Origin of the sequence: Ralstonia pickettii (assembly GCF_030582395.1) — a bacterium.
GTDB lineage: Bacteria > Pseudomonadota > Gammaproteobacteria > Burkholderiales > Burkholderiaceae > Ralstonia > Ralstonia pickettii_D.
On record NZ_CP104382.1, the window covers coordinates 954464 to 976121 of the forward strand.

The window sequence follows — 21658 nt, forward strand, 5'->3', positions numbered from 1 at the left end:
AGACGGCAGCTTAGTCCGTGCCGTACTTCGGCGAGCGCGGACCATACAGCAGCCCGCCCGGTTGCCCGGCCGACAGCAGGCGCGCGCTGGTCGTACCGGCCACTTTGTAGCCCTGGTCGGTGACGTTGGCGATGATCTGGTTGACGGCCGCCGACACCAGCATGCCGATCAGGCCGCCACCCGAGTTGTTTCCGCCTTCGTTGTTGGACGCGCTTGCGCGACCCGTCCAGAGCGTCTGCCCGCTCTTCAGGTCGACCAGCTTGGCATCGGCCGACACGACGGTGGAGCTGCTCACCACCATGTACTTGCTGCCGTACTGCGTGACCGTGATGTACAGCGCCGCATCTGCACCGAAGATGTCATGCAGCTTGGCCACCGGCACGCCGTGGATGTCTCCTGCGGTGTTCAGGCCGTTCTGGCGGAAGGTTTCATCCACCAGCGCGACCGGCAGTACGTAATAACCCGCCTCTGCCAGCGGCACCGTCACTTGCGACAGCATGCCGTAGGTGGCACCCACGTCTGGCGATTCATTCAGCGGCGGCAGCACCACGATCGAACGCGGCTTGCTGGCCTTGAAGGCTGCATAGTCGACGTTCTTGGTCGGCACAGCACAACCCGCCATCAGGGTCACCACGCCGGCCGCGGCAAACAGTTTCAGAAAGCGCTTGGCCATCAGTTGGTCCCCTTCTTCACGTTCTTCATCAGGAAATCGATGTACGTTGCCGACTCCGGAAACAGTGCCTTCTCGGTATTGAATTCCTGGACCATCTGGTCGTCCTTGCCGAGGCCCGAATACAGCATGCCCAGTTGGGCGTGATAGCCCGGCGGCACGGCGCCATTCGTCGCCTTGATCTTCTCCAGGCCGCGCTCGAGTTCAGCCACCTGGGCTTCCTTCGCCTCACCCTTGAAGTACTGATACACCTGCGGTTGGTAGCCTTCCCACTGGTACAGCGGCTTGGGGCCGGCGCAACCGGCCAGCATTGCACTCCCGACGGCCACGCCGGCCGCCACGCGCCACATCGCAAACACCTTGCTCATGACAGTTGTTACCCCTTATTTCGTGTTTTCGTTTTGACTGCGTCTGCGCTTATTGCGCGCCCGGCTTCCACGCACCGCTTTCGATGCCGTTGACCAGGTTGTTCACCGCTTCACGCATAGCCAGGTCCAGCACCTTGCCGTTGAGCGTCGAGTCGTAGCTGGCCGTTCCGCCAAAGCCGATCACTTCACGGTTCGACAGCTTGTACTCACCCGCGCCGCCCACCGAATACACGACTTCCGACGTCGAGATGTTCACCACGTTCAGCGCGACCTTGGCGTAGGCGACCTGCTCCTTGCCGCGGCCGAGGATGCCAAACAGTTGCTGATCGCCTGTTTCCTTGCGGCCGAACTCGGTCACATCGCCGGTGATGACGTAGTCGGCGCCCTTCAGTTTCTGCGCGGTGTTCTTGATGGCGGCTTCCTGCTTGATCTCGGCCATGTTGTCGCGGTCGAGCACCGAGAAGCGGTTCGTCTGCTGCAGATGCGTGATCAGAATGGTCTTGGCCTGGCCGCCCAGACGGTCCACGCCATCCGAGAACACCCCGCGCATGTACGCGGAGCGGTTATCGAATTTGCCCACGGCAATCGGGGCCCGCACGCCAGCGTATGGGCGGCTTGCGCTTTCCACCTTGGCAACCGGCAGCGCCTGCGACGATTCGGTCGCGCAGCCGCCGAGCATGCCGAGTGCCACCGCTGCGGCGCCGGCAATCATCAATTTCGAGGTTTGATTCATTCGACTTCTCCCTTAAAAATACTTAAATCTGATTTTCTAAAATATTATTTCGAGCACTCACGCAAAGCGCCCAGGCACTATCGGCACGGGATGACCCGCGCTTGATGGAAAACAGAGGAAATTTTGGATCGGCCCGCAACGCTCCGCGCGACAGGCAACGCCATCGCGGATGCGCGCGCCGACAGCGTTGGCGACGCTGTATGTCGCGACGAAACTCCCACACCACCCTTGCATTATCTGGACGTCATTGCGTCCATTATTTTCAGGAAAGCGAGAATTGTAACGGCTGATGCCATTGATGAAAGCAGCAATCGGTCAACTCAAAGCCCCCTCGGATTTCGGGTTGACTTTTTAGAGGCAAAAACCCGCTCGGCGCGCAATTCGGTTATTCGCCATGCCGCCCAGCGCCGCCCACAAATCGCGCGGCGCCTCCCACCCCTTCGGCAAACACCATCGGCGTGCCTCGAGCGCCCTCCTGCTGCAGCGCTGCCGCCAATGGCAAATCCCACTGCGCATACGCCGACGCGCGATCGGCCAGCATGCATTGCTGCGGAAACGCGGCGATGTCTCGGGCGAGCTTCTGCGCCGCGGCCAGCGCTTCGCCGGGGCCGACCACGCGATTTGCAAGCCCTATGTCGAGCGCCTCGTCAGCGGGCACGGCACGGCCGGTCAGGATCATGTCCAGTGCGCGACCCATGCCGATGATGCGCGGCAAGCGCACCGTACCACCGTCGATAAGCGGCACGCCCCAGCGGCGGCAGAACACGCCAAACACGGCGTCGCCCTCCATGACGCGCAGGTCGGCCAACAACGCAAGTTCCAGCCCGCCCGCCACGGCATAGCCGCTTACCGCAGCAATGAGCGGCTTGGACAGCGCCATGCGCGAAGGGCCCATCGGGCCGGGCATGCCGCCGTCAGGATCGAGATGATTGCGTCTGGAAGGATCGCCCACGGCCGTCAGATCGGCGCCGGCACAGAAGTGGCCACCGGTGCCGCCCAGCACGGCAACGCGTAGCGCGCTATCGGCTTCGAAACGCTCGAACGCGTCGAGCAGCGCCGCGGCGGTCGGACCGTCCACCGCGTTGCGGCACTCGGGCCGATTGAGCAGGATGGTGCAGACCGGGCCATCGGTCTGGAACAGCACGGCATCGGGCATGGGCGGTCTCCACAGCGCGGTACGTTGACGGTCCGCCCGATGCTACACCTAGCGCAGGCCGTGCTCCGACGCGGCCTCGGCACAGTGCCCGTGATGGCGAGCACCGCGGAACTTGCGCAGCGCCCACTCCTTGAAGTCGTCGACCTTCTCGAACACCACCGGCACCACGAGCAGGCTCAGCAGTGTAGACGTCAGCAGGCCACCGATCACCGCCACCGCCATCGGTGCACGGAAGCCGGCATCGCCCTCCAGGCCGAGCGCCATCGGCACCATGCCGGCCGTCATGGCCACTGTGGTCATGACGATGGGGCGGGCACGCTTGTGGCAGGCGTCGATGATCGCCTCGGTGCGCGACATGCCGAGATCGCGCCGCGCAACGATGGCGTATTCGACCAGCAGGATCGAGTTCTTGGTGACGATGCCCATCAGCATCAGCAAGCCGATCAACGCAGGCAACGACAAGCTGAAACCGAACAGCGCCAATAGCCCGAACGCGCCACCCACCGACAGCGGCAGCGCCGCCAGGATCGTCACCGGCTGCGTGAAGTCGTGGAACAGCAGCACCAGCACCGCATACACGCACAGCACCCCCGCAAACATGGCGAGGAAGAAGCTGCTGAACAGCTCCTGCATGCCCTCCACATCGCCCGAGGCAATGCGGCGCACGCCTGGCGGCAGATTCTTGATGGACGGCAGCGCTTCCACGGCCATGTTGGTATCGCCGAGCGCGCGCCCCTCCAGCCCCACGCTGATGGTGACGTTGCGGCTGCGGTCATACCGGTCGATCTGCGCGGGGCCGCTGCCGATGGAAATATCGGCGATGTTTTCCAGCGGCACCGCCCCGTTGCGGCCCGGCACGCGCAACTGCCGGATCGTGTCGATCTGGTTACGTGCCTTCGGATCGAGTTCAACGCGGATGTACACCTGACGCTCGGGCAGGTTCAGCTTGGGCAGGTTGACGTCGTAGTCGCCGGCGGTGGCCACGCGCACGGCCTGGCCGATGGCGGCAGCGGTTACGCCTTGCTGCGCCGCGCGCGCAAAGTCGGGGCGGATGACGATTTCGGGCCGTAGCAGACTCGCCGACGACGTGACCGCGCCGAGCCCCGGGACGGTACGCAGATCACGCATCACATCTCGTGCGGCTTGCTGAAGCGTGGCCGGGTCGTCGCCGGCAAGCACCACCTGCAGTTGCTCGCCGGAGCCCACCGCGCCGAACGAGATCCGCACGCCCGGCACGCCTTCCAGCATTTCGCGCAACTGCCGTTGAACGCCCTGCTGCTTGATGTGCCGGTCATGCCTGTCGGTGAGCGAGATCGTGAGCGTGCCGGTGCGCACCTCTCCCCCGCTGGAGCCCGGCACACCGGCCATCACGCCCGAGCCGATGGCCGTATAGACGTGACGGACTTCCTTGTGCTGCATCACGATCTTGCGCACGCGCTCGGTGTTGTCGCGCGTTTGGGCGATCGTGCTGCCGGGCGGACTTTCCACCGTCATCTGCAGCTGCGCCCAGTCTTCGGGTGGCAGGAACGTTGCAGGAATCAGCCCGATGATGGCAACCGACACGACGAAGAACGCTGCGGCCATGCCGCCTGTCTTCCACGGATGCTCGAGACACCAGCGTGCCGCCTGCAGATAGCGGGTCATGACCCAGCCGTCACGGTTGGGCTCGTCCTGCGGCTTGAGCATATAAGCCGCCATCATGGGCGTGAGCAGCCGCGCCACCAGCAGCGAGGCCAGCACCGCCAGCGAGGCTGTCCATCCGAACTGTTTGAAGAACTTGCCCGAGATACCGCCCATGAACGCCGTCGGCAGAAACACCGCCACGAGTGTGAGCGATGTCGCCACCACGGCGAGGCCAATTTCCTGCGCCGCTTCCATCGCGGCCTCCAGCGGCTTCTTGCCGTTGCGCAGGTGGCGCACGATGTTCTCAACCTCCACGATCGCGTCGTCGACCAGAATCCCGACCACCAGCGTGAGCGCCAGCAGAGTGATCCCGTTGAGCGTGAAGTCGAGCAACTGCATGGCCGCGAACGTCGGGATGATCGACAGCGGCAATGCCACGGCCGACACGAACGTGGCACGCCAATCGCGCAGGAACAGCCATACCACGATCACGGCCAGGATGGCGCCTTCGTACAGTGCATGCATCGAAGCGGTGTACGCATCCGACACCGGCTTGACCATGTTGTAGACCTCGGTCACATGCACGTTGGGCCGTTCGGCCTGCAGTGCGGCCAGCGCCTCGCGCACGCCCTTGGCGACCGAGATTTCGCTTGCGCCGCGTGAGCGGAACACTTGGAAGCTGACCACGGGCTTGCCGTCGAACAGCGCCATCTGGCGTGGCTCGGCCGCGGTGTCGCGCACGTCTGCGACGTCTGCCAGACGAATGCGCCGGCCGTCGGACAACGGGATGTCCATCTGCGCCAGTTCGCGCGCGCTCTTCACTGTGCCGAGCGTGCGCACGGCCTGCTCCTGCCCGCCGATGTTGCCGCGCCCACCCGGCGCTTCCTGCTGCATGCCGCGCACTTGCGCGCTGATATCCGCCGCCGACACGTTCAACGCCTGCAGGCGCACGGGGTCAAGCTGCACGCGCACTTCGCGGTCGACACCGCCCTGGCGCGTGACCTTGGCCACGCCATGCACCGACAGCAGACGCTTGTTGACCGTGTTATCGACAAACCAGGAGAGATCCTCCGCGTCCATGTCGGTCGATTCCACGGCGTACGTCAGCACGGGCATGCTCGCGAACGTCACGCGCGAGATGACCGGTTCCTGCACGTCCGATGGCAGCTGCGCGCGGATACGGCTGACCGCATCGCGCACGTCATTCACGGCTTCCTGCACATCCTTCTCGAGCTGGAACTCGACCATCGTGGTCGAACTGCCGTCGTTGATGGTGGACGTGATGTGCTTGATCGCGCCGATGCTGGCAATGCTGTCTTCGATCTTGCGCGTGACTTCGGTTTCCATCTGCGTGGGCGTGGCGCCCGGCAGGCTGGCCGTCACGGAGACCGCGGGAAAGTCGATGTCCGGAAAATTCTGGATCGACAGCATCTTGAACGACACCAACCCCGCCACCGTGATCAGGATGAACAGCAGGATCGAAGGAATCGGCTTGCGAATTGCCCAGGCGGAAAAATTCATGGCTTGGCTCCGGCTGCGGGGGCCGACGCAGCGGGCATGGAGGCTGCACCGGGGGCCGCCACACGCACCACATCGCCATCGGTCAGGAAGGCGGCGCCTGCAGCCACAACGCCGTCCTTCGCGCCAATGCCCTGCACGATTTCGACTTGCCCATCCTGGCGGCGGCCAACCGTCACCTTGGTCTGCCGCACGCGGCCCTGCTCGCCGATCACCATCATGTAGTCGTACCCATCGCGCGAGAACACGGCGGTCTCCGGCAACGTCGCGGCCGGCGCATCGCCCAGCAGCACATCGCCCGACAGATACATGCCTGCCTTCACGCCGGACGTTGCAGCTTCCGGCGGCAGATCAACGTAGACGAGACCATTGCGCGTGTTGGCGTCGACCGTGGGGGCGACCTGGCGCACCCGGCCGTTCACCACGCCGCCATCCATGCGGCGCAGGCGCGCGACCTGGCCGGGCTGAATGCGGGGCAGGACGTCGCCGTGCATTTCAGCGCGCCATTCCAGGCGGTTCTTGCGGATCAACTTGAAAAGTTCGGTGCCGGACGACACCACGGCGCCCACGGTCGCCGTTCGTGCGCTGATCACGCCGTCGTCAGGTGCAACCACGCGGGTGTAACGCAAGCGCAACTGCTGACTCTCGAACTGGGCGCGTGCTGCGGCCAGCTTGGCAGCGGCGGTCTTGGCCTGCGTGTCGTACTGGATCAGATCCTGTTGGCTGATCGCACCGCTCTTGTCGAGTTCATGCGCGCGGTGCGCCTCGCCGGCGGCTTGCGCGGCCGATGCCTCGGCTTCGGCCAGGCTGGCGCGTTGCGCAGCTACATCGGCACGCACGGTTTCATCCGAAAGACGGGCAAGCAGTTGCCCTTGCTTGACCACATCGCCCACATTGACGAGCACCTCCGCCAGCTTCAGCCCGTTCACCTCGGCGCCGATGCTGGCTTCCTGCCACGGCTGCACCGCACCGCTGGCCGTGGCGACGCGCGGCCATATCTGCTGCGCGAGATGCGCAACGTTGACAGCCAGCGCCGGCTTGGCAGGCGTCTGCTCGTTCTTCTTGTTCTCGGGCGCAGATTTGCCGCAGGCCGTCAGCGCGCCGGCCAGCATCACGGCCAGCGCGGCCATCCAAACTCGTTGTCCTGTCATGAAGCGCTTCCGGTATGCGTCCGGCCCTGAGCGGTCGGTGCAGAGGTCTTGTGATCGGGATAAGGATTGGGCGCATCGTCGCGCCAGCCGCCGCCGACGGCCTTGTACAGTGCGACCCAGGCTTGCGCGCGTTCGAGCTTGACGGCCGCCAGGGACTGCGAAGCCTGCAACGCAGTGCGCCGCACGTCTTCCAACTGCAGCAGGCTGCCCGCCCCCAGACGATAGCGGGCGTTGGACGCTTCCAGCACCTTTGCATATTGGGCATCGGCCATCGCAGCGGCGTCGACGCGGCGCTCGGAAGCGTCCAGGCGCACCAGCGCATCTTCCACTTCCTGCACCGCCTGGCGTACCTTGCTGCGATAGCTGGCCAGCGCCTGGTCGTAACGGGCGCGTGCCGTTTCCACGCGCGCCGCTCCCGCGCCGGCGTCAAAAATCGGTAACGACACCGAGGGCCCGAACGACCAGGACTTGCTTGTCAAAGATTGCCCGCCAAGGCGGTAAGAATTGATGCCAATGGAGCCGGCCAGCGTAATCGATGGCAACCGGCTGGCGACTGCCACACCAACATCAGCGCTGGCACCCGCCACCGCGCGCTCGGCCGACGACACATCCGGACGTTGCGACAGCACCTGCGCAGGCACATCGGGCACGCCGGGATCGGGCGGTGCCGGAATCTGCGCGCTCGCCTTGGACAGCAGTCCGTTCAGCGCATCGTGGTCCAGGCCGGTGAGCGCGACGAGCTTGTCGATGCCTTGCGCACATTGCGCGCGCTGGCCTTCCAGCGCATTGACGGCATCACCCACCGTGGCTTGCGCTTGGGCAAAATCGGCGGGCGCGACAAAGCCCGCGCGGAATTTCCGTTCAGTCAGCTGCAGCGTTTCCTGCCGGGACGACAGCGTTGCCGCGCCGATGTCGACCAGTGCCTCGCATTCGCGCTGCTGCAAGTAGGTATTGGCGACCTCAGCCGCCAACGATACGCGCGCGTCGTGCCAATCGGCTTCGCTAGCCGTCAACCGCGCATCGGCACCTTCCAGGCTGCGGCGTTTGCCGCCGAAGAGGTCGATCTCCCACGACGCATCAGCCTGCGCCCCCAGCGTGGTGATCGTGCCCAGCCCCAGCGTCGGATTGAGCGCGCCGGCAGAAAGCCCGCCTGCGCCGCCGGCAAATTGGCTGCCGCCAAATCCGCCCTGCCGCGTAGCAGAGCCAGAGCCCTTCAATTGCGGGAGCAGCGCCGCGCGGCTGGTCGAAACACTCGCCCGCGCCTCACGCACGCGACCTACCGCCTGCGCAATCGTCGGGCTGGTCGCATCGGCTTGCTCAACAAGCTGGGTAAGTACGGGATCGTGGAACTGCTCCCACCAGTGCGCCAGCGCCATGCGGCTGCCGTGGTGTGGCAGCGTGGCATGCCAGCCTTGCGGAGCTTCGGTGCCGCTCAGTGGCGGCGTGTGGTAGTCGGGCCCGACTGCGCAGCCTGCCAGCAACAAAGCCAGCACCAGCGGCGCAGATTGGGCGCAACTGCCGGGCGCGCGGCTGCCGGCGTGTCGACCTGTCTTCATGGGAAGTGTCCTTCGGAACGCAGCTGGGATTATGCCCAGTCAAGCGTCCGCAAGACACCTGCCCCGCTACGGTGGTCGGCCAACCCTCTGCGACCGGTCAGGCGATGCTCAGAACCGCGCGCGCCGATGTTGGCCTCGGCGTCAGATATAGCCCAGCAGTACAAGAATGACCACGATCACCACGATCAGCCCAAGGCCGCCCGTTGGCCCGTAGCCCCAACCCCGGCTGTACGGCCACGACGGCAGTGCGCCGATCAGCAGCAAGATGAGAACGATGATGAGGATGGTGCTCAACATGATGCCTCCTGTTTCTGTGTTGGTATGCCGCCGTTCCGTCGTGGCGCTGCGGCTTACACGGCATCTAGCACGCCCCGTTCCCATGCAGGCTCGCTCTGCGGTTTTTTTTATTTCCTGGCGGTTAATTGCGAAATGGGTGAGGGTGGCAGTTTCCCGATGTGCCCGTTGTTGCGTCAGGTGGACGACTTGGGCGAAGGCAACGTCTTGGCGCGACCGCCGCGCGTCGCAAGCCAGCACAGGATCGACCCCGCCACCACCATCGCCGCCCCCTGCCAGAAGGTAAGGGATAGCGGGGCATGCAGCAGCGCCGCTGCCAGGGCCGCGGAAAACACCGGGATGAAATACGACGCGCCCGCCAATACCGTGACGTTGCCGTGCAAAATGCCGACGTTCCACGCTGCGTAGCCAAACCCCATTGCCGACGCGGCCAACGCAAGATAGATCAACGCGGACACGCTGAAGTGCATCGCGCCGCCGCCCGTGGCGAAAAACTTGATCCACAGGGCCAGCGCGGTCAGGATGAAAAACAGCGTCGCGCCGTTTTTGCCTGCGGCAATCCGGCTGGTGACGGTGCAATACGCCGCCCAGATCACCGCGCCCGTGAACGCCAATCCGTAGCTGAGCGGGTTGTCCTTGACGTTCTCCGCCATGCCGGCGATGTCCAGCCCCTGCTCACCGCCGAGCACGAAGCAGATCCCCAGGATGGAGATCAGCACACCGGGCACGATCAGAGCGTTTGCCCGCTGCTTGTTGAAGGCAATCGCGGACAGCATCGTGAATGTCGGCCACAGGTAGTTGACCATTCCGACTTCAATCGCCTGCCGCCCGCTGTTGGCATAGCCGATCGACAGCGACAGGCACAGCTCGTAGGACACGAACAACAGGCTGCCCCACAGCAGGTAGCGCCGCGGAAACGTCTTCAACTGATTGAAACCGACGGTGAATACCAGCAGCCCCGACGCGACCGTATAGATCATGGCAGCGCCACCGACGGCGCCCAAATGCTGGCTCACACCCCGGATCAATCCGACGATCGAACTCCACAGCAGCACTGCGATGAGACCGATGAGGGTTGCCCTACTTTTGCTTTGCATAACGCCTGCCTGCACTGACATGTCCACCTGGAGAAAACCGCTTGCTTAGGCCCGGCATCAACGCTGCCGGCAAAAGCGTGCAGTGTACCGGCGGCATCGCCCGATCGGCCGACTGCTGCATCCCGGTCTATCGATGTGGCTTCGCTATAAGATGCGGACCATGAAAAATCGGGATTAGCCATGACGTCTTTTGCAATCGAAACGCCGGTTTCGGTGGGCTGGATTGGCGCGGGCCGGCTGGCGCGGGCATTGGCCATGCGGGCCCACGGCGCAGGCGTGCGTACCGTGGCGGTTGCCAACCGTTCAAGCGCACCCGCCGCGTGGCTTGCGCACGCTACCGGCGCCAAGGCGGCCGACCCGCAAGGCGTGGCGGATGCCGCCGACTGGGTGTTCGTGACCGTGCCGGATGACGCTATTCCGGGCGTGGTCAACCACGTGCGCTGGCGACCCGGCCAACTCGTACTCCACTGCAGCGGTGCCGGCGAACGCGACTTGCTGGACGCCGCTCGCCACGCCGGGGCAGACACCGCCAGTTTTCACCCGCTGTTTCTGTTTGCCGGCTTGCCGGACGATGCCGAACGGCTGGGCGGCGCCTCCATCGCCATTGACGCCGATGCGCCGCACGACGCGGCACTCGCCAGCTTTGCACTGCGGCTCGGCTGCACGCCGTTGAAGGTGCGTGCCGGGCAACGCGCCGTGTATCACGCAGGCGCCAACTACGCGGCCAGCTTTTTGCTGTGCGCACTCCACGAAGCTGCCACGTTGTGGGAGGCGGCAGGCATCGACCGTGATGCCGCCGTGGCGGCCATGTGGCCGCTGGTGGACGGCACGCTGGCGGCGGCCCGCGCACGTGGCCTGGCTGGCGCTCTGGCAGGCCCGGTCTCGCGCGGAGACAGCGGCGTCATCAACAAACATCTGCAAGCGCTTGATGCACTGGGCGCGGATCACGCCGCGCTTTACACAGCGCTCACACGGCGTGCGCTGGCATTGGCGGCCGAACGCGGCACACCTTCCGCAGACGTACTGGCCGGCCTCGCTGCGCGCCTGAATCCTACGCAATGACGGAGTCGGCGTGATTGGTATCGGATGGCGCGCATGCACCAAACCGGCGCACGCCCTACAATCGGCAGCTTGCTCGCACGCCTGTTCTGCCATGTCCCAACGTCCACACGCTTCGCCCTCTCCTGTCACGCATGACGCTGCAGATCGCCGTTCGTCCGGAGCGCTGATCCTGCTCGTTGTCGGGCTGGTGCTGGTGGGCGTGAACCTGCGTCCAGCGCTGTCGAGCCTGTCGCCCGTGCTCAAGCAGGTGGCGGCGGGCACGGGGTTATCGGGCGCGACGGCGGGGTTGCTGACAACGCTGCCGGTGCTATGCCTGGGCCTATTTGCGCCGGCCGCCGCCGTGCTGGCTCGCCGGTTTGGCGCAGAACGCGCCGTGGGTGGCTTGCTGATTGCGTTGGCGGCAGGCATTGCGTTGCGCAGTGCGGGTGGCGTCGTACCGCTCTTCATCGGGACGCTGGCTGCAGGCGCCTGCATTGGCGTGACGGGCATTCTGTTGCCGGGCATCGTCAAGCGCGATTTCGGCCGCCAGGCTGACCTGATGACGGGCGTCTACACCATGGCGCTGTGCTTTGGTGCGGCGGTGGCGGCCGGGGCAAGCGCTCCGCTTTCGGCATGGCTGGGCGGCTGGCAGCCTGCGTTGGCGTTCTGGGCCCTGCCGGCGCTGCTGGCCTTTGTGGGCTGGTGGCCGCACATGCGGCATGCGCACGGCAAGGGCGCGGCCACCCGGCTGCAGCGTGTTTCTCTATGGAACAAGCCGATCGCCTGGCAGGTGACGCTCCATATGGGGCTCCAATCGTCGCTGGCGTATTGCGTGTTCGGCTGGCTGCCCGTGATCCTGCAAGACCGCGGGCTGTCAGCCGTTCAGTCCGGCGTGGTCGTCGCGGTGTCGATTCTCGTGCAGCTCATCACCGCACTGGGTGGACCCTTTGTGGCGCGGCTCGGCCGCGACCAACGCCCCGCCGTGATCTTGATGATGCTGATGTGCTGGGCCGGCCTGATGGGCTGTCTGTATGCGCCGCTGTCGACGCTGTGGTGGTGGGCGGTCTTGTTGGGACTCGGCCAGGGCGGCAATTTCAGCGTGGCGCTGTCGCTGATTGTGCTGCGCTCCGCCGACGTGCGCGTGGCGGCAAGCCTGTCGGCCATGACGCAGGGCATTGGCTACACCATGGCGGCGGCCGGGCCGTATCTCATGGGGGTGCTGCACGATCTAACCGGCAGTTGGGCCGTGATGGGCTGGCTGTTCAGCGCGATTGCGCTGGCCTCCCTTGTGGCAGGCTCGCTCGCCGGGCGCAACCGCACGCTGCACGCCGGCGAGTGAGTCATCTACGGCAAGGTTTTTTTCAAGCCTTGTGCTTCAACGTCCAGTTGGCCAGCGCCTGCATCTGCTCGGTGATCAGCCCGGCGATGCGCTCGTCCGTCAGATCGCCATCAGCGGTGAAGCCGCCGGCAAATGCGTTGGCGAATACTTCCGGCTTGTTCAGCGGATGCAGGTCGAGAAACACGCAGACCTGACGCAGGTGGTACTGCGCGCGCGACGTGCCCATGCCGCCGCCTGCACCCAGGATCGCGACCGGCTTGCCGGCCAGCAACGCGTTGTTGGGCTCGCGCGAGGCCCAATCCAGAATGTTCTTCAGCGCCGGCGCTAGCGAGTAGTTGTATTCAGGACAAGCCAGCACCAGCGCATCGGCGCGCCCGATCTGTTCGAGTACGCGCACCACCGAAGCGGGCTTTTCCGTCATGTCGGCGTTGTAGAACGGAATATCCGTCAGGTCGGCCAGGTCCATCTCCACGCCGGCGGGCAGGCGGCTGGATGCTGCGCGCAGCAGGCCCTGGTTGGTGGATTTGCGGCGCAGGCTACCGGCAATGCCGAGAAAATTCAGCGACATGAAGAACGACTCCGTCAATGTTGGGACTGGCGAGAATAACGGACATTCGCCCGATCAAAAAGAGGCCTTACGCGTTACACCTTGCCGGCGCGAAAACACCCGGCTTCGTGGTCATCCACCATGCCGGTGGCCTGCATGAAGGCGTAGCAGATGGTCGGGCCGACAAACTTGAAACCGCGCTTGATGAGCGCCTTGCTCATCGCCTTGGACGCATCGGTCGCGGCGGGAGCGTCGCGGTAGCTCTCCCAACGGTTGACGATGGTCTTGCCATCGACAAACGACCACAGGAAAGCATCGAGCGAACCCATTTCTTCCTGAAGCTCCAGCACCTTCCTCGCGTTGATGACGGCACCTTCTACCTTGGCCCGATTGCGCACGATGCCCGGATCGGCGAGCAGCTTTTCGATACGTGCCGGCGTGAAGCGTGCCACGCGTGCCGCGTCAAACCCTTCGAACACTTCCTGATAGCGCGCCCGCTTGCGAAGGATGGTCTGCCACGACAGCCCGGCCTGCGCACCTTCCAGGATCATCATCTCGTAGAGGTGACGATCATCGTGTGACGGCACGCCCCATTCGGTGTCGTGATACGCGATCATCAGCGGGTCTTCGCCCGCCCAGCAGCAACGCGCCATCTCTTGTCTCCTAGATCCAGCCCGATTTGCGCAGCTTGCGATACAGCCACACGCAAGCAGTGGCCGTGCACGCCAGCACGATGGGATACCCCGCCGGATGCTCCAGCTCCGGCATGCCCTTGAAGTTCATGCCGTAGTTGCTGAACACCACGGTCGGAATAGCCAGAATAGCGCCCCAACCGGCCAGGCGCTTCACGATGTCGTTCTGCGTGACCGACACCAGCGCCACATTTACGGAGATGGCCGTGGTCAGCATTTCGCGAATCACATCGAGTGCGCCCACCGCACGGTGCGCATGGTCGGCAATATCGCGAAAATATGCGCGCAGTTCTTTGGGGACCACGTCTTCATGCAGGCGCACAAGCTGACCGGCGATGTCTTCCACGGGCAGTGCGGCGTTGCGCAGGCGCAGAAGCTGGCGCTTGAGCGTATAAAGCCGCTCGATGGCCGCGCGATCGAACGTGTCGCCAAAGATCTGGCTTTCGATCTGCTCGAACTCTTCCTGCAGGCGTTCCAGCACGGGCTGATAGTTGTCGACCACGAAGTCCATCACCGCGTACAGCGCAAACGGCGCGCCCTTGGCCAGCAATTGCGGCGTGCGCTCGCAACGCTCGCGCACCGGCGAATACGACGCCGACGGCCCATGCCGCACCGAGACAAGAAAGTCCCGACCGACAAACAGGTGCGTCTCGCCAAAGACGACGTTACCGTTTTCCATCTGCGCGGTGTTCAACACGATGAAGAGCACGTCGCCGTAGACCTCCAGCTTGGGCCGCTGGTGGGCATTGCGCGCGTCTTCAATGGCGAGATCGTGCAGGTCGAATTCCTCCTGCACGCGGTCGAGCATCGCATTGTCGGGCTCATGCAGTCCCAGCCAGACAAAGGAGCCCGGCGTGTGCAGCACGTCGCTGATGGCCTCGACGGAAAGGTCACGCTCGCGCTTGCCATTGCGGTACAGCGCGCTGTTGATCACCATGGACATGGTTGTCTCCGGAACGCATTCGGCGCGCATTAGCGGTCTGCGGGCTGATCTGCCGTCTTGATATCGGAGGCGGAGGCCGCGGCGGCCGGCGCCGGCACTTCTGCCAGGCGTGTTTCAATTTGCGCCAGCGCTTCGGACAGCGCGTGCATGAGATCGTCCGGCAGCCCGTCGAGCGTGGCATTGATGAAGGCGATGCGGCGCGGCATGCAGTCAAGCACGACGGCCAAGCCGGCGTCTGACAGCGACACGTTGGTCAGACGGTTGTCGCGTGCGTCCGTTACGCGTTCGATCCAGCCGAGCTGCTCGAGCACCTTGAGCTGGCGGGTGAGCGCGCCAGGGTCCATCTGCAGGCGCTCGGCGAGCTGCTTCTGAGCCATGCCGCCGCCGGTGTTGTCGTGCAGCGCCAGTAAGATCCGCCAGCGCGGCATCGGCTGGCCGACATGCGCCTCGAAAGCGGCCATGAACGCACGATAGGTGCGCCCAAACTGGTGCATGACGGCGAAGCGTTCGCGTTCAGAGGTCATCGATCAGGGCTGAGATTGCTGGGAAACCGCGCATCCTAACCGCTCCGGCTTGTTCTCGCCTATCTGGCGCCTATTCCGAATGTTGCACGGGCTCGACATGGTGCAGCACCACGGGCGGCACACGGCGCACATACCAGAGGCCAATCAGCGCCACCACCGTTGCCACGATCAGGCCGATGTGGATGGCACTGACCAGCACATGCCGGGCGGCTTCGAGCAGCGCCGCACCGTCGTGGCCGGCAGCATGCAACTGCGAGAGCAAGGCGGCTTGCGCCTCATGATCGATGAGAATTTCAGGATCGGCAAGCTGATGCAGCCACTGCGTCGCGCTGTCGGCGCTCAGCGCAGTGGCAACGCCCGAGGCATAGCGCTCGCTCACCAGCGTGCCGACCAGCGCCGTGCCCACCATGCCGCCCACCATTCGCAGCGATTGGAGCAGCGCCGTGGCAATGCCCAGGTGCGAGCGGCCAGCCGTCTGCTGCGCAAACACGGTCAGATTGGGCAGCACGAAGCCGAGCCCCAACCCTGCCAGCAGCATCAGAAGCGTCAGTACCACATGCGACATGCCCGGGAACGACACTGACATGCCCCCCACCGCCACCGTCAGCAGCGCAAAGCCGGCATACAGCATGGCGTTGGGCTTGGGAATGCGCGTGACGAGACGTCCGTTGATGATGCTGCCCAGCGTGATGCAGACCACCAGCGGCGTGATCACCAGGCCGGCTTCCTGCGGTGACATGCCAAACCCGCCCTGGAACAGCAACGGTGCGTAGAACAACACCGCAAACATGGAAAAACCCGACAGCAACGCCAACATGAACAGCGCAGCCAGCGCCGGGTTGCGCAGCATGTCGAACGGCAGCAGGGGTTGCTCCGCGCGCTGCTCCCACCACCACAGCGCCACGAACGCCGCGGCCGACAGCACCAGCCAGCCGAACAAGGCCGGCGACAGGCCATGTCGCGGCAGCCATTCCACAAACAATTGCAACGCGCCCAGCGCCACCGTGATGAGCACCGCGCCCTGCCAATCCAGCCGGATACGGCCGGTGTGCACGTTCTGGCGCAGATGCGGCAAGAAGCGCCAGGCGAACCACAGCCCCAGCACGCCAAACGGAATGTTCACGTAAAACACCGACCGCCAGCCGAACGCCTGCGTCATCCACCCACCGAGCGTGGGGCCGATGGCGTTGGCAATACCAAACGACGCGCTCAGCATCACCTGCCAGCGCAAACGTACCCGCGCATCGGGAAAGAGATCGGGAATACATGCGTAAGCCGTGCCGACCAGCATGCCGCCGCCAATGCCCTGCAGCGCCCTGGACCACACCAGAAACGTCATGCTGCCCGCCATGCCGCACATGACCGACGCCAGCGTGAAGACCACGATGGAGGCAATGACGAACGGCTTGCGCCCGTAGAAGTCGCCAAGACGCCCGAAGATCGGCACCGTCACCACCGAGGTCAACAGGTACGACGTCGCCACCCACGCGTACAGCTCGAAGCCTTTGAGCTCAGCCACCACCGTCGGCAGCGCCGTGCCCACCACCGTCTGGTCGAACGCCACCAGCACGACGACAAAGCAAATGCCGATCATCGCCAAGAGCGATTCCTTGAACGGCAGGATCTGGGTATGAGAGTGCGGGAGCGCGGTGTGGACGGCCATGGCGGGAGGGCGGCAAGACAAATGCTAAATCAACGATTGATGAGTCAACGAATATTGTAGCGAAAGACTCGAGGGCTTGCTTTCAGTTGATCGGGAAATAATGCCCGCTCGACTTGCCTGTGCCGTCCGCCTTCCTGAGACGCATGGAGCACTGCTCCCCGCACATGACGCCGTCCGGGCCGTACATCTACGACGCGCAAGTGATTCGCGGCGCGCCGTTGACTTCCATCAGTGGGACCAGTTGAACGAGAAAGCGCTCAAGCCCCTTGCTAGAGGGGCCGCTGCTCTAACGAGGCTTCTGAGGGTGACAGCATCGGCTCGCTTTGTACGCCCAGGCCCAACGATGTTGCGCTGGGCCTTGGGGATGACAGTCGCGAGAACGATCTGCTTACTCGTGCGTCAGCGTCAACGCGTAGAACTTGACCACGGTGCCCGGCGTTGTCAGTGGCGGGCCCGATACGGCAGTCTGATCGTAGTTGCCGGCCTTGAAGTAGAAGCTCTCCCCCTCGAAGCTTGAATCCATCGTGAAGGTGCTGACCGTGCCGTTGACGGTGACCGTGATGGTGCTGCCGCTGAGGCTCAGTTCATAGTCGAACGTGCTGCCGACCGGCACGGTGGCAATCGGATAGATCGTCGCGCTGCCGCCCTGGTTGGTGTCTTCAAGCAGGAGTTGGACGCCTCCGCTCGAGTTCACCTGAAGCTCGCACAGTGGCTTGCTAGGACCGGTGCCCTGGAAAATCTGGCCGATCGCGGTGTGATCCGGCACTTGCGTAACGGCAACCGTGGCGTTCAGCTTATTTGTACCCGAGGTGTCCCAGATGGCGTTCTCGCGCAGTTCCGTGCGCGGATGTCGGGAGCCGGAGGTCGTCCAACCCTGGGTCGGGTCCATCATGACCATCGAGCCGTCCGTGCTGTCCGTGTAGAAGTAGGTCGGGTCGGTGTAGCCCGCCGCGAGGTCGGAGCCACTGACCGTGGTGATCTTGCCGGAGGAGCCGGTTGGCAACTGCAGCGTGAAAGGCGTCAGGTCGAAGTTCGATCCGGGAGGGTCACTGAAGCTGACTGCAGGGGCCGCCGCGCTGGCCATCTTCTGGAGGGTTCGACCCTGCACGGACAGCGCGCTGTCCTCCCCGCCGCCGCATGCCGAGAGCACGCTGCTCACCAGGGCTGCCGTCAGGCAAATCACCATTCGATGTTTCATCTCGTCTCCTCGTTTGTGCTGCTGGTTGAAATCTCGTTGGGCTGCTCTCGATAGGTCATTGGCCGGGAGGCTACGATAGGAAACGTTTTCCTGCAACAGGTAATTTTTTTCTCTTTTGAGGATCTTTCTCACAATTTACAAGGCATAAGCCTTTATGCCAGCTGACCTCCATCCGTGCGAGGAGTTTAGGAGGATTTTTAGATATCGTTTTCCCAATCTGCCCGGGACGCGAGGTTATCCGGAGCTGAAGATTGCTTTGCAATTGAAGGGAAAAAAGCGGCCGGGGGCACATAAGGGCGAAACGTCTTGGACTCTCCAAGATCGCTACCCTGATGCGCATGACGTGGGCGTGTGCGACCGGAGAGCTGATGCCCTACGAGCCGGCTAATTTGCGTGACGGCATGATCCCCTGCCCCGGGCAACCGTCATGCGGTGCGGCCTCTTTGCCATGCATGAGTTGACGTTGATGTATCGCATTTCACGCTCGGCTGACTTGCGGCAGGGGTGTGCCGAGCATGCGATGAAAGTCCGAATGTGCAGCCGCTGCGCTAGCGCACCACCACCGCATTCCTGCCGGCGCGCTTTGCATCGTAGAGCGCCATATCGGCTTGCATCAGCACGTCGGATATAGGGTCCGCGACCGGCGTGCGGTCGGTAGACGGCGCGTAAGCAGCCACGCCAATGCTGACGGTCACGACACCGTGAACGGAGGGCGCAGGCAGCGCAGCCTGCTCCACCGCCCGGCGCACCTGCTCGGCGATAACCTGGGCGCGCGAACGCTCTGTGTCTGCCAACAGAACGACAAACTCTTCGCCGCCATAGCGTGCCACCAGGTCGGTTGGGCGCTTTCCCGCAACGCGTGAAAGGATGTCAGCCACCTCGACAAGACACGCGTCGCCCCTGCCATGCCCGTATGTGTCGTTGATCTGCTTGAAATGGTCGATGTCGATCATCAGCACCGACAGCGGAAGCCCTGTTCGCCGCGCGCGCTTCCATTCCGCCGCCCAGCACCTGTCGAATGCTTGACGGTTGCCAACTTGCGTCAGACCGTCGAGCAACGACTGCCGCTCAAGCCGGTGATTCGCAGCCATCAGCGCCCGATATAGCCGTGTGATATCTGCAATCAGCATTGACAGTACAACCGCCGAGGACACCACGCTGAGCAGCCGTGCCGCGTACCAGCCCAGCGTATAACGAGCGCCACCATGCAGGGTCAATAACGAGTCGGCCAAACCGACAGCAAGCGCCACAGTGACCCAGACATCCACCGAGCGCCGGAGTCTGGTCAGCGCCAGATAGCCTGCAAGCGCAACGACGTTCGATCCGATCACGGGAACACCTAGGATGCGAACGAGGTTGACGTATGTCCCACCCTGGATGAGCGCCGGTAAATACTTGGTGCCCCAGATACAGATCGGCACTACGACAGCTGCTGAAATCGGTCCCAACCACGGCAATGCTCGCAACACTTGCGTGAGCTGAGGGCTTGCGCGACTGTGTTCATGGCAATACCGGCCCAGCGCCGCGAGCAGCAACAACACCGGATAGCCCGAATGCCAGAAGGTCCATAGCCACACGGCGGATTGAGGGCCGGCTCCGAGCAGGCCGTCGGCACTGAATACGCCCGGAAATGTAGGCAATTGCGCAATGGCAATCGCCGCGGCAAAAAAGTAGGCGCCGGCAAGCGCCCCATAAAAAGGCGTTCTGGCCAGGCGGGCGCGCTGAAATAACAGATAGCCGGTCAGCCCTTCACACAGGACGACCACCGTCAGGAACATGGGCAGAAACGGCTTGACCTCTGGCAAGGTGCGCTGGGCGTGGCGGAAGGCGATCGCAGCCACGGCAACAATCATGGCGCTGATCAGCGCGGCTGCGAGAATCTCGGTGCGTGAGGGCCGTCCACCTTCCAGTTGTACTGCTTCAGTCATGTCGTGCTAGCTCGGGGCGTCGTCATGAGTAATCGACGCGACATGCGCAGTCTTTAGCCGGTGGGCCGCATGTGTGATTCGAAGCTCATTTCCGCCGCCGCCCTTCACAGCCGGCGCTTGCGGTCCAGGGCATTGCTCGCCATGCACTGTCACGCCGCCCATAGACGGAGATAAGACCCATCGGGATCGTACTCAGCGGCCTGTTTCCGGACGTTGAATCGCCGGCCGCCACGTGGGTCCGTGCCGCGCCCCGCGATATACAGCCAATTGCCCTGATTGCTGTAGACGTCGTAGTCGACGAGCTGGGACTCAAACCACGCTGCACCGGCACGCCAGTCGCCTCTGAGCTCATGCACGAGGTAGCTCGCGACCACCTGTCTGAGCCTGTTGCTGAGGTAGCCGGTGGTCTCCAGCTCGCGCATCGCGGCATCGACGAGCGGCTCGCCGGTCAATGCACGACGCCAGCGCTCGAAGCCCTGCACATCTGGGCGATCCGCGTGCCGTACCTCATTTGCGAGACCGCGTGCGCGGTACAGCCGAGCGCCATGCTGAAGATGCAGAAAGCGGAAATAGTCTCGCCACAGCAGCTCGAACCATAGCCAGTAGCTCCCGTCGCTCTGCCCATGCGACTGCTCGAACCGCTGCAGTTCCGACATCACGCGTCGGGGCGACAACGCACCGGTGGCCAGCCAGGGCGACCATTTGCTCGAGAAGTCCACACCGGCCAAGGCGTTGCGCGTGCGCTTGTACGTGTGAGGCAACTGGCGCTGCAGGTATTGGGCCAGGTGCCGAAGGCCCGCCGTCTCGCCACCATCAAACTCCGGTGTGCCATACGGAAACGACGCGCGCGGATCTGTCGACAGCGTTTGGTTTGCAACGTCGGCCGGCGCGCGCAGCCCCGGCGGAATAATTGCACCCGCCGGCCATGGCGGAAGGCGGTTGGGCGGTGACAGCGGCGTCGACGGTGCAGTCCGCGCACGTTCGAGCGCTTGCCTGAATGTTGTGAAGACCGCCGGCAGCGATTGAACAGGCCAAGGCAGACACAGCGGATCGATCAGGCTGCTTTGCCAGACCGTCTGCACCTGCAGCCCCGCGCTTCGCAGTTCGGCCACTTCGGCTTGCTCGTATGGCGCGGCGATGTCTTCGCAGACGACCGTCGAGGCGCCCACGGCGCGTGCCAATGCGGGCAAGACCTTTCCCGGCGGGCCACAGCATTCCACCAGCCGAGTGCCGAGATCGGCCAACTGGCGGGCCAAATCCCGAAGCGCCGCCGCAAGCACCGCCCGGCGGTGCACACCTACGCGCGCAAAGCCCCAAGGCGTCTGTGCTTCGTAGTCTGCATGGCAGTACACCGGGACGAGGTGCGAGGCTCCGCTCTCGCATGCGGCACGCAGAGCCGGCTGGTCATGCAATCGCAGGTCGCTACGGAACCAGAACAGCACGGTGTTCAACGCGGTTCTCCGTGCTGTGCCCTGGGCTGCCTGCCTTGTCTGCGACAACGCTCCGAGCAGTACTTCACCGCATCCCAATCCCGTGCCCACTTTTTTCGCCAGATAAATGGCAGGCCGCAGTGCGCACATTGCTTGTTCGGCAGGTTCGGCTTCTTATGCATCGGCG

The 21658-nt window shown here is 64.1% G+C and carries 20 protein-coding genes; 2 read left to right on the top strand and 18 right to left on the bottom strand.

The annotated features are described in order from the left end of the window. Positions 1-10: 10 nt before the first annotated feature. The 9 genes from N5B55_RS20965 to yddG all read right to left on the bottom strand — a co-directional run bounded on the left by N5B55_RS20965 (position 11) and on the right by yddG (position 10166). Complete coding sequence (locus N5B55_RS20965; protein ID WP_004634877.1) at positions 11-673, bottom strand: DUF799 domain-containing protein; 663 nt, start codon at positions 671-673, stop codon at positions 11-13. Beyond that, positions 673-1038 carry a DUF4810 domain-containing protein gene (locus N5B55_RS20970; protein WP_004634880.1) on the bottom strand — a complete coding sequence of 122 codons (366 nt, stop codon included), beginning with the start codon at positions 1036-1038 and terminating at the stop codon, positions 673-675. The genes N5B55_RS20965 and N5B55_RS20970 overlap by 1 nt, the downstream gene beginning before the upstream one ends. Positions 1039-1087: 49 nt before the next feature. Continuing rightward, on the bottom strand, positions 1088-1771 hold the full coding sequence (locus N5B55_RS20975; RefSeq protein ID WP_304539928.1) for a CsgG/HfaB family protein: 684 nt from the start codon (positions 1769-1771) through the stop codon (positions 1088-1090). Between the two features lie 385 nt (positions 1772-2156). After that, entirely contained in the window at positions 2157-2927 is a 771-nt protein-coding gene (locus N5B55_RS20980; RefSeq protein WP_304539929.1) for a crotonase/enoyl-CoA hydratase family protein, read from the bottom strand. 48 nt (positions 2928-2975) lie between these two features. Next, the gene (locus N5B55_RS20985; protein ID WP_304539930.1) at positions 2976-6071 is read right to left on the bottom strand and encodes an efflux RND transporter permease subunit; all 3096 of its coding nucleotides are present in this window, start codon (positions 6069-6071) and stop codon (positions 2976-2978) included. Then, complete coding sequence (locus N5B55_RS20990) at positions 6068-7219, bottom strand: efflux RND transporter periplasmic adaptor subunit (protein ID WP_304539931.1); 1152 nt, start codon at positions 7217-7219, stop codon at positions 6068-6070. The genes N5B55_RS20985 and N5B55_RS20990 overlap by 4 nt, the downstream gene beginning before the upstream one ends. After that, positions 7216-8775, bottom strand: a complete 1560-nt coding sequence (locus N5B55_RS20995; RefSeq protein ID WP_304539932.1) for an efflux transporter outer membrane subunit — start codon at positions 8773-8775, stop codon at positions 7216-7218. Before N5B55_RS20995 ends, N5B55_RS20990 begins: the two co-directional genes overlap by 4 nt. A 141-nt stretch (positions 8776-8916) precedes the next feature. Continuing rightward, positions 8917-9072 carry a DUF3309 family protein gene (locus N5B55_RS21000; RefSeq protein WP_004634893.1) on the bottom strand — a complete coding sequence of 52 codons (156 nt, stop codon included), beginning with the start codon at positions 9070-9072 and terminating at the stop codon, positions 8917-8919. A 173-nt stretch (positions 9073-9245) separates the two neighbouring features. Then, a complete protein-coding gene (gene yddG, locus N5B55_RS21005) occupies positions 9246-10166 on the bottom strand; it encodes an aromatic amino acid DMT transporter YddG (RefSeq protein ID WP_304539933.1) in 921 nt (306 codons plus the stop codon). A 180-nt stretch (positions 10167-10346) separates the two neighbouring features. On the opposite strand from yddG, the gene N5B55_RS21010 reads away from it, so the two are divergent. Next, complete coding sequence (locus tag N5B55_RS21010; RefSeq protein WP_304539934.1) at positions 10347-11228, top strand: Rossmann-like and DUF2520 domain-containing protein; 882 nt, start codon at positions 10347-10349, stop codon at positions 11226-11228. Positions 11229-11319: 91 nt separating this feature from the next. Next, the gene (locus tag N5B55_RS21015; protein WP_304539935.1) at positions 11320-12546 is read left to right on the top strand and encodes a CynX/NimT family MFS transporter; all 1227 of its coding nucleotides are present in this window, start codon (positions 11320-11322) and stop codon (positions 12544-12546) included. A 22-nt stretch (positions 12547-12568) separates the two neighbouring features. Here the strand turns inward: N5B55_RS21015 and N5B55_RS21020 are convergent, their stop codons facing one another. The 9 genes from N5B55_RS21020 to N5B55_RS21060 form a co-directional block, all read right to left on the bottom strand. Then, a complete protein-coding gene (locus N5B55_RS21020) occupies positions 12569-13114 on the bottom strand; it encodes an NADPH-dependent FMN reductase (RefSeq protein WP_304539936.1) in 546 nt (181 codons plus the stop codon). Positions 13115-13188: 74 nt separating this feature from the next. Then, on the bottom strand, positions 13189-13746 hold the full coding sequence (locus N5B55_RS21025) for a DNA-3-methyladenine glycosylase I (protein WP_304539937.1): 558 nt from the start codon (positions 13744-13746) through the stop codon (positions 13189-13191). A gap of 10 nt (positions 13747-13756) precedes the next feature. Next, positions 13757-14728 (bottom strand): magnesium and cobalt transport protein CorA, encoded by a 972-nt coding sequence (locus N5B55_RS21030; RefSeq protein ID WP_304539938.1) that lies wholly within the window; start codon positions 14726-14728, stop codon positions 13757-13759. A 29-nt stretch (positions 14729-14757) separates the two neighbouring features. Next, positions 14758-15252 (bottom strand): MarR family winged helix-turn-helix transcriptional regulator, encoded by a 495-nt coding sequence (locus N5B55_RS21035; protein ID WP_304539939.1) that lies wholly within the window; start codon positions 15250-15252, stop codon positions 14758-14760. 70 nt (positions 15253-15322) lie between these two features. Then, complete coding sequence (locus tag N5B55_RS21040) at positions 15323-16915, bottom strand: MFS transporter (RefSeq protein ID WP_304539940.1); 1593 nt, start codon at positions 16913-16915, stop codon at positions 15323-15325. 388 nt (positions 16916-17303) lie between these two features. Beyond that, the gene (locus N5B55_RS21045; RefSeq protein ID WP_154207635.1) at positions 17304-18113 is read right to left on the bottom strand and encodes a polysaccharide lyase family 7 protein; all 810 of its coding nucleotides are present in this window, start codon (positions 18111-18113) and stop codon (positions 17304-17306) included. Between the two features lie 548 nt (positions 18114-18661). Further along, on the bottom strand, positions 18662-20041 hold the full coding sequence (locus N5B55_RS21050; protein WP_304539941.1) for a sensor domain-containing diguanylate cyclase: 1380 nt from the start codon (positions 20039-20041) through the stop codon (positions 18662-18664). Between the two features lie 149 nt (positions 20042-20190). Beyond that, positions 20191-21492, bottom strand: a complete 1302-nt coding sequence (locus N5B55_RS21055; RefSeq protein WP_304539942.1) for a DASH family cryptochrome — start codon at positions 21490-21492, stop codon at positions 20191-20193. Continuing rightward, a complete protein-coding gene (locus N5B55_RS21060; protein ID WP_304539943.1) occupies positions 21489-21653 on the bottom strand; it encodes a DUF2256 domain-containing protein in 165 nt (54 codons plus the stop codon). Before N5B55_RS21060 ends, N5B55_RS21055 begins: the two co-directional genes overlap by 4 nt. Positions 21654-21658 lie beyond the last annotated feature (5 nt).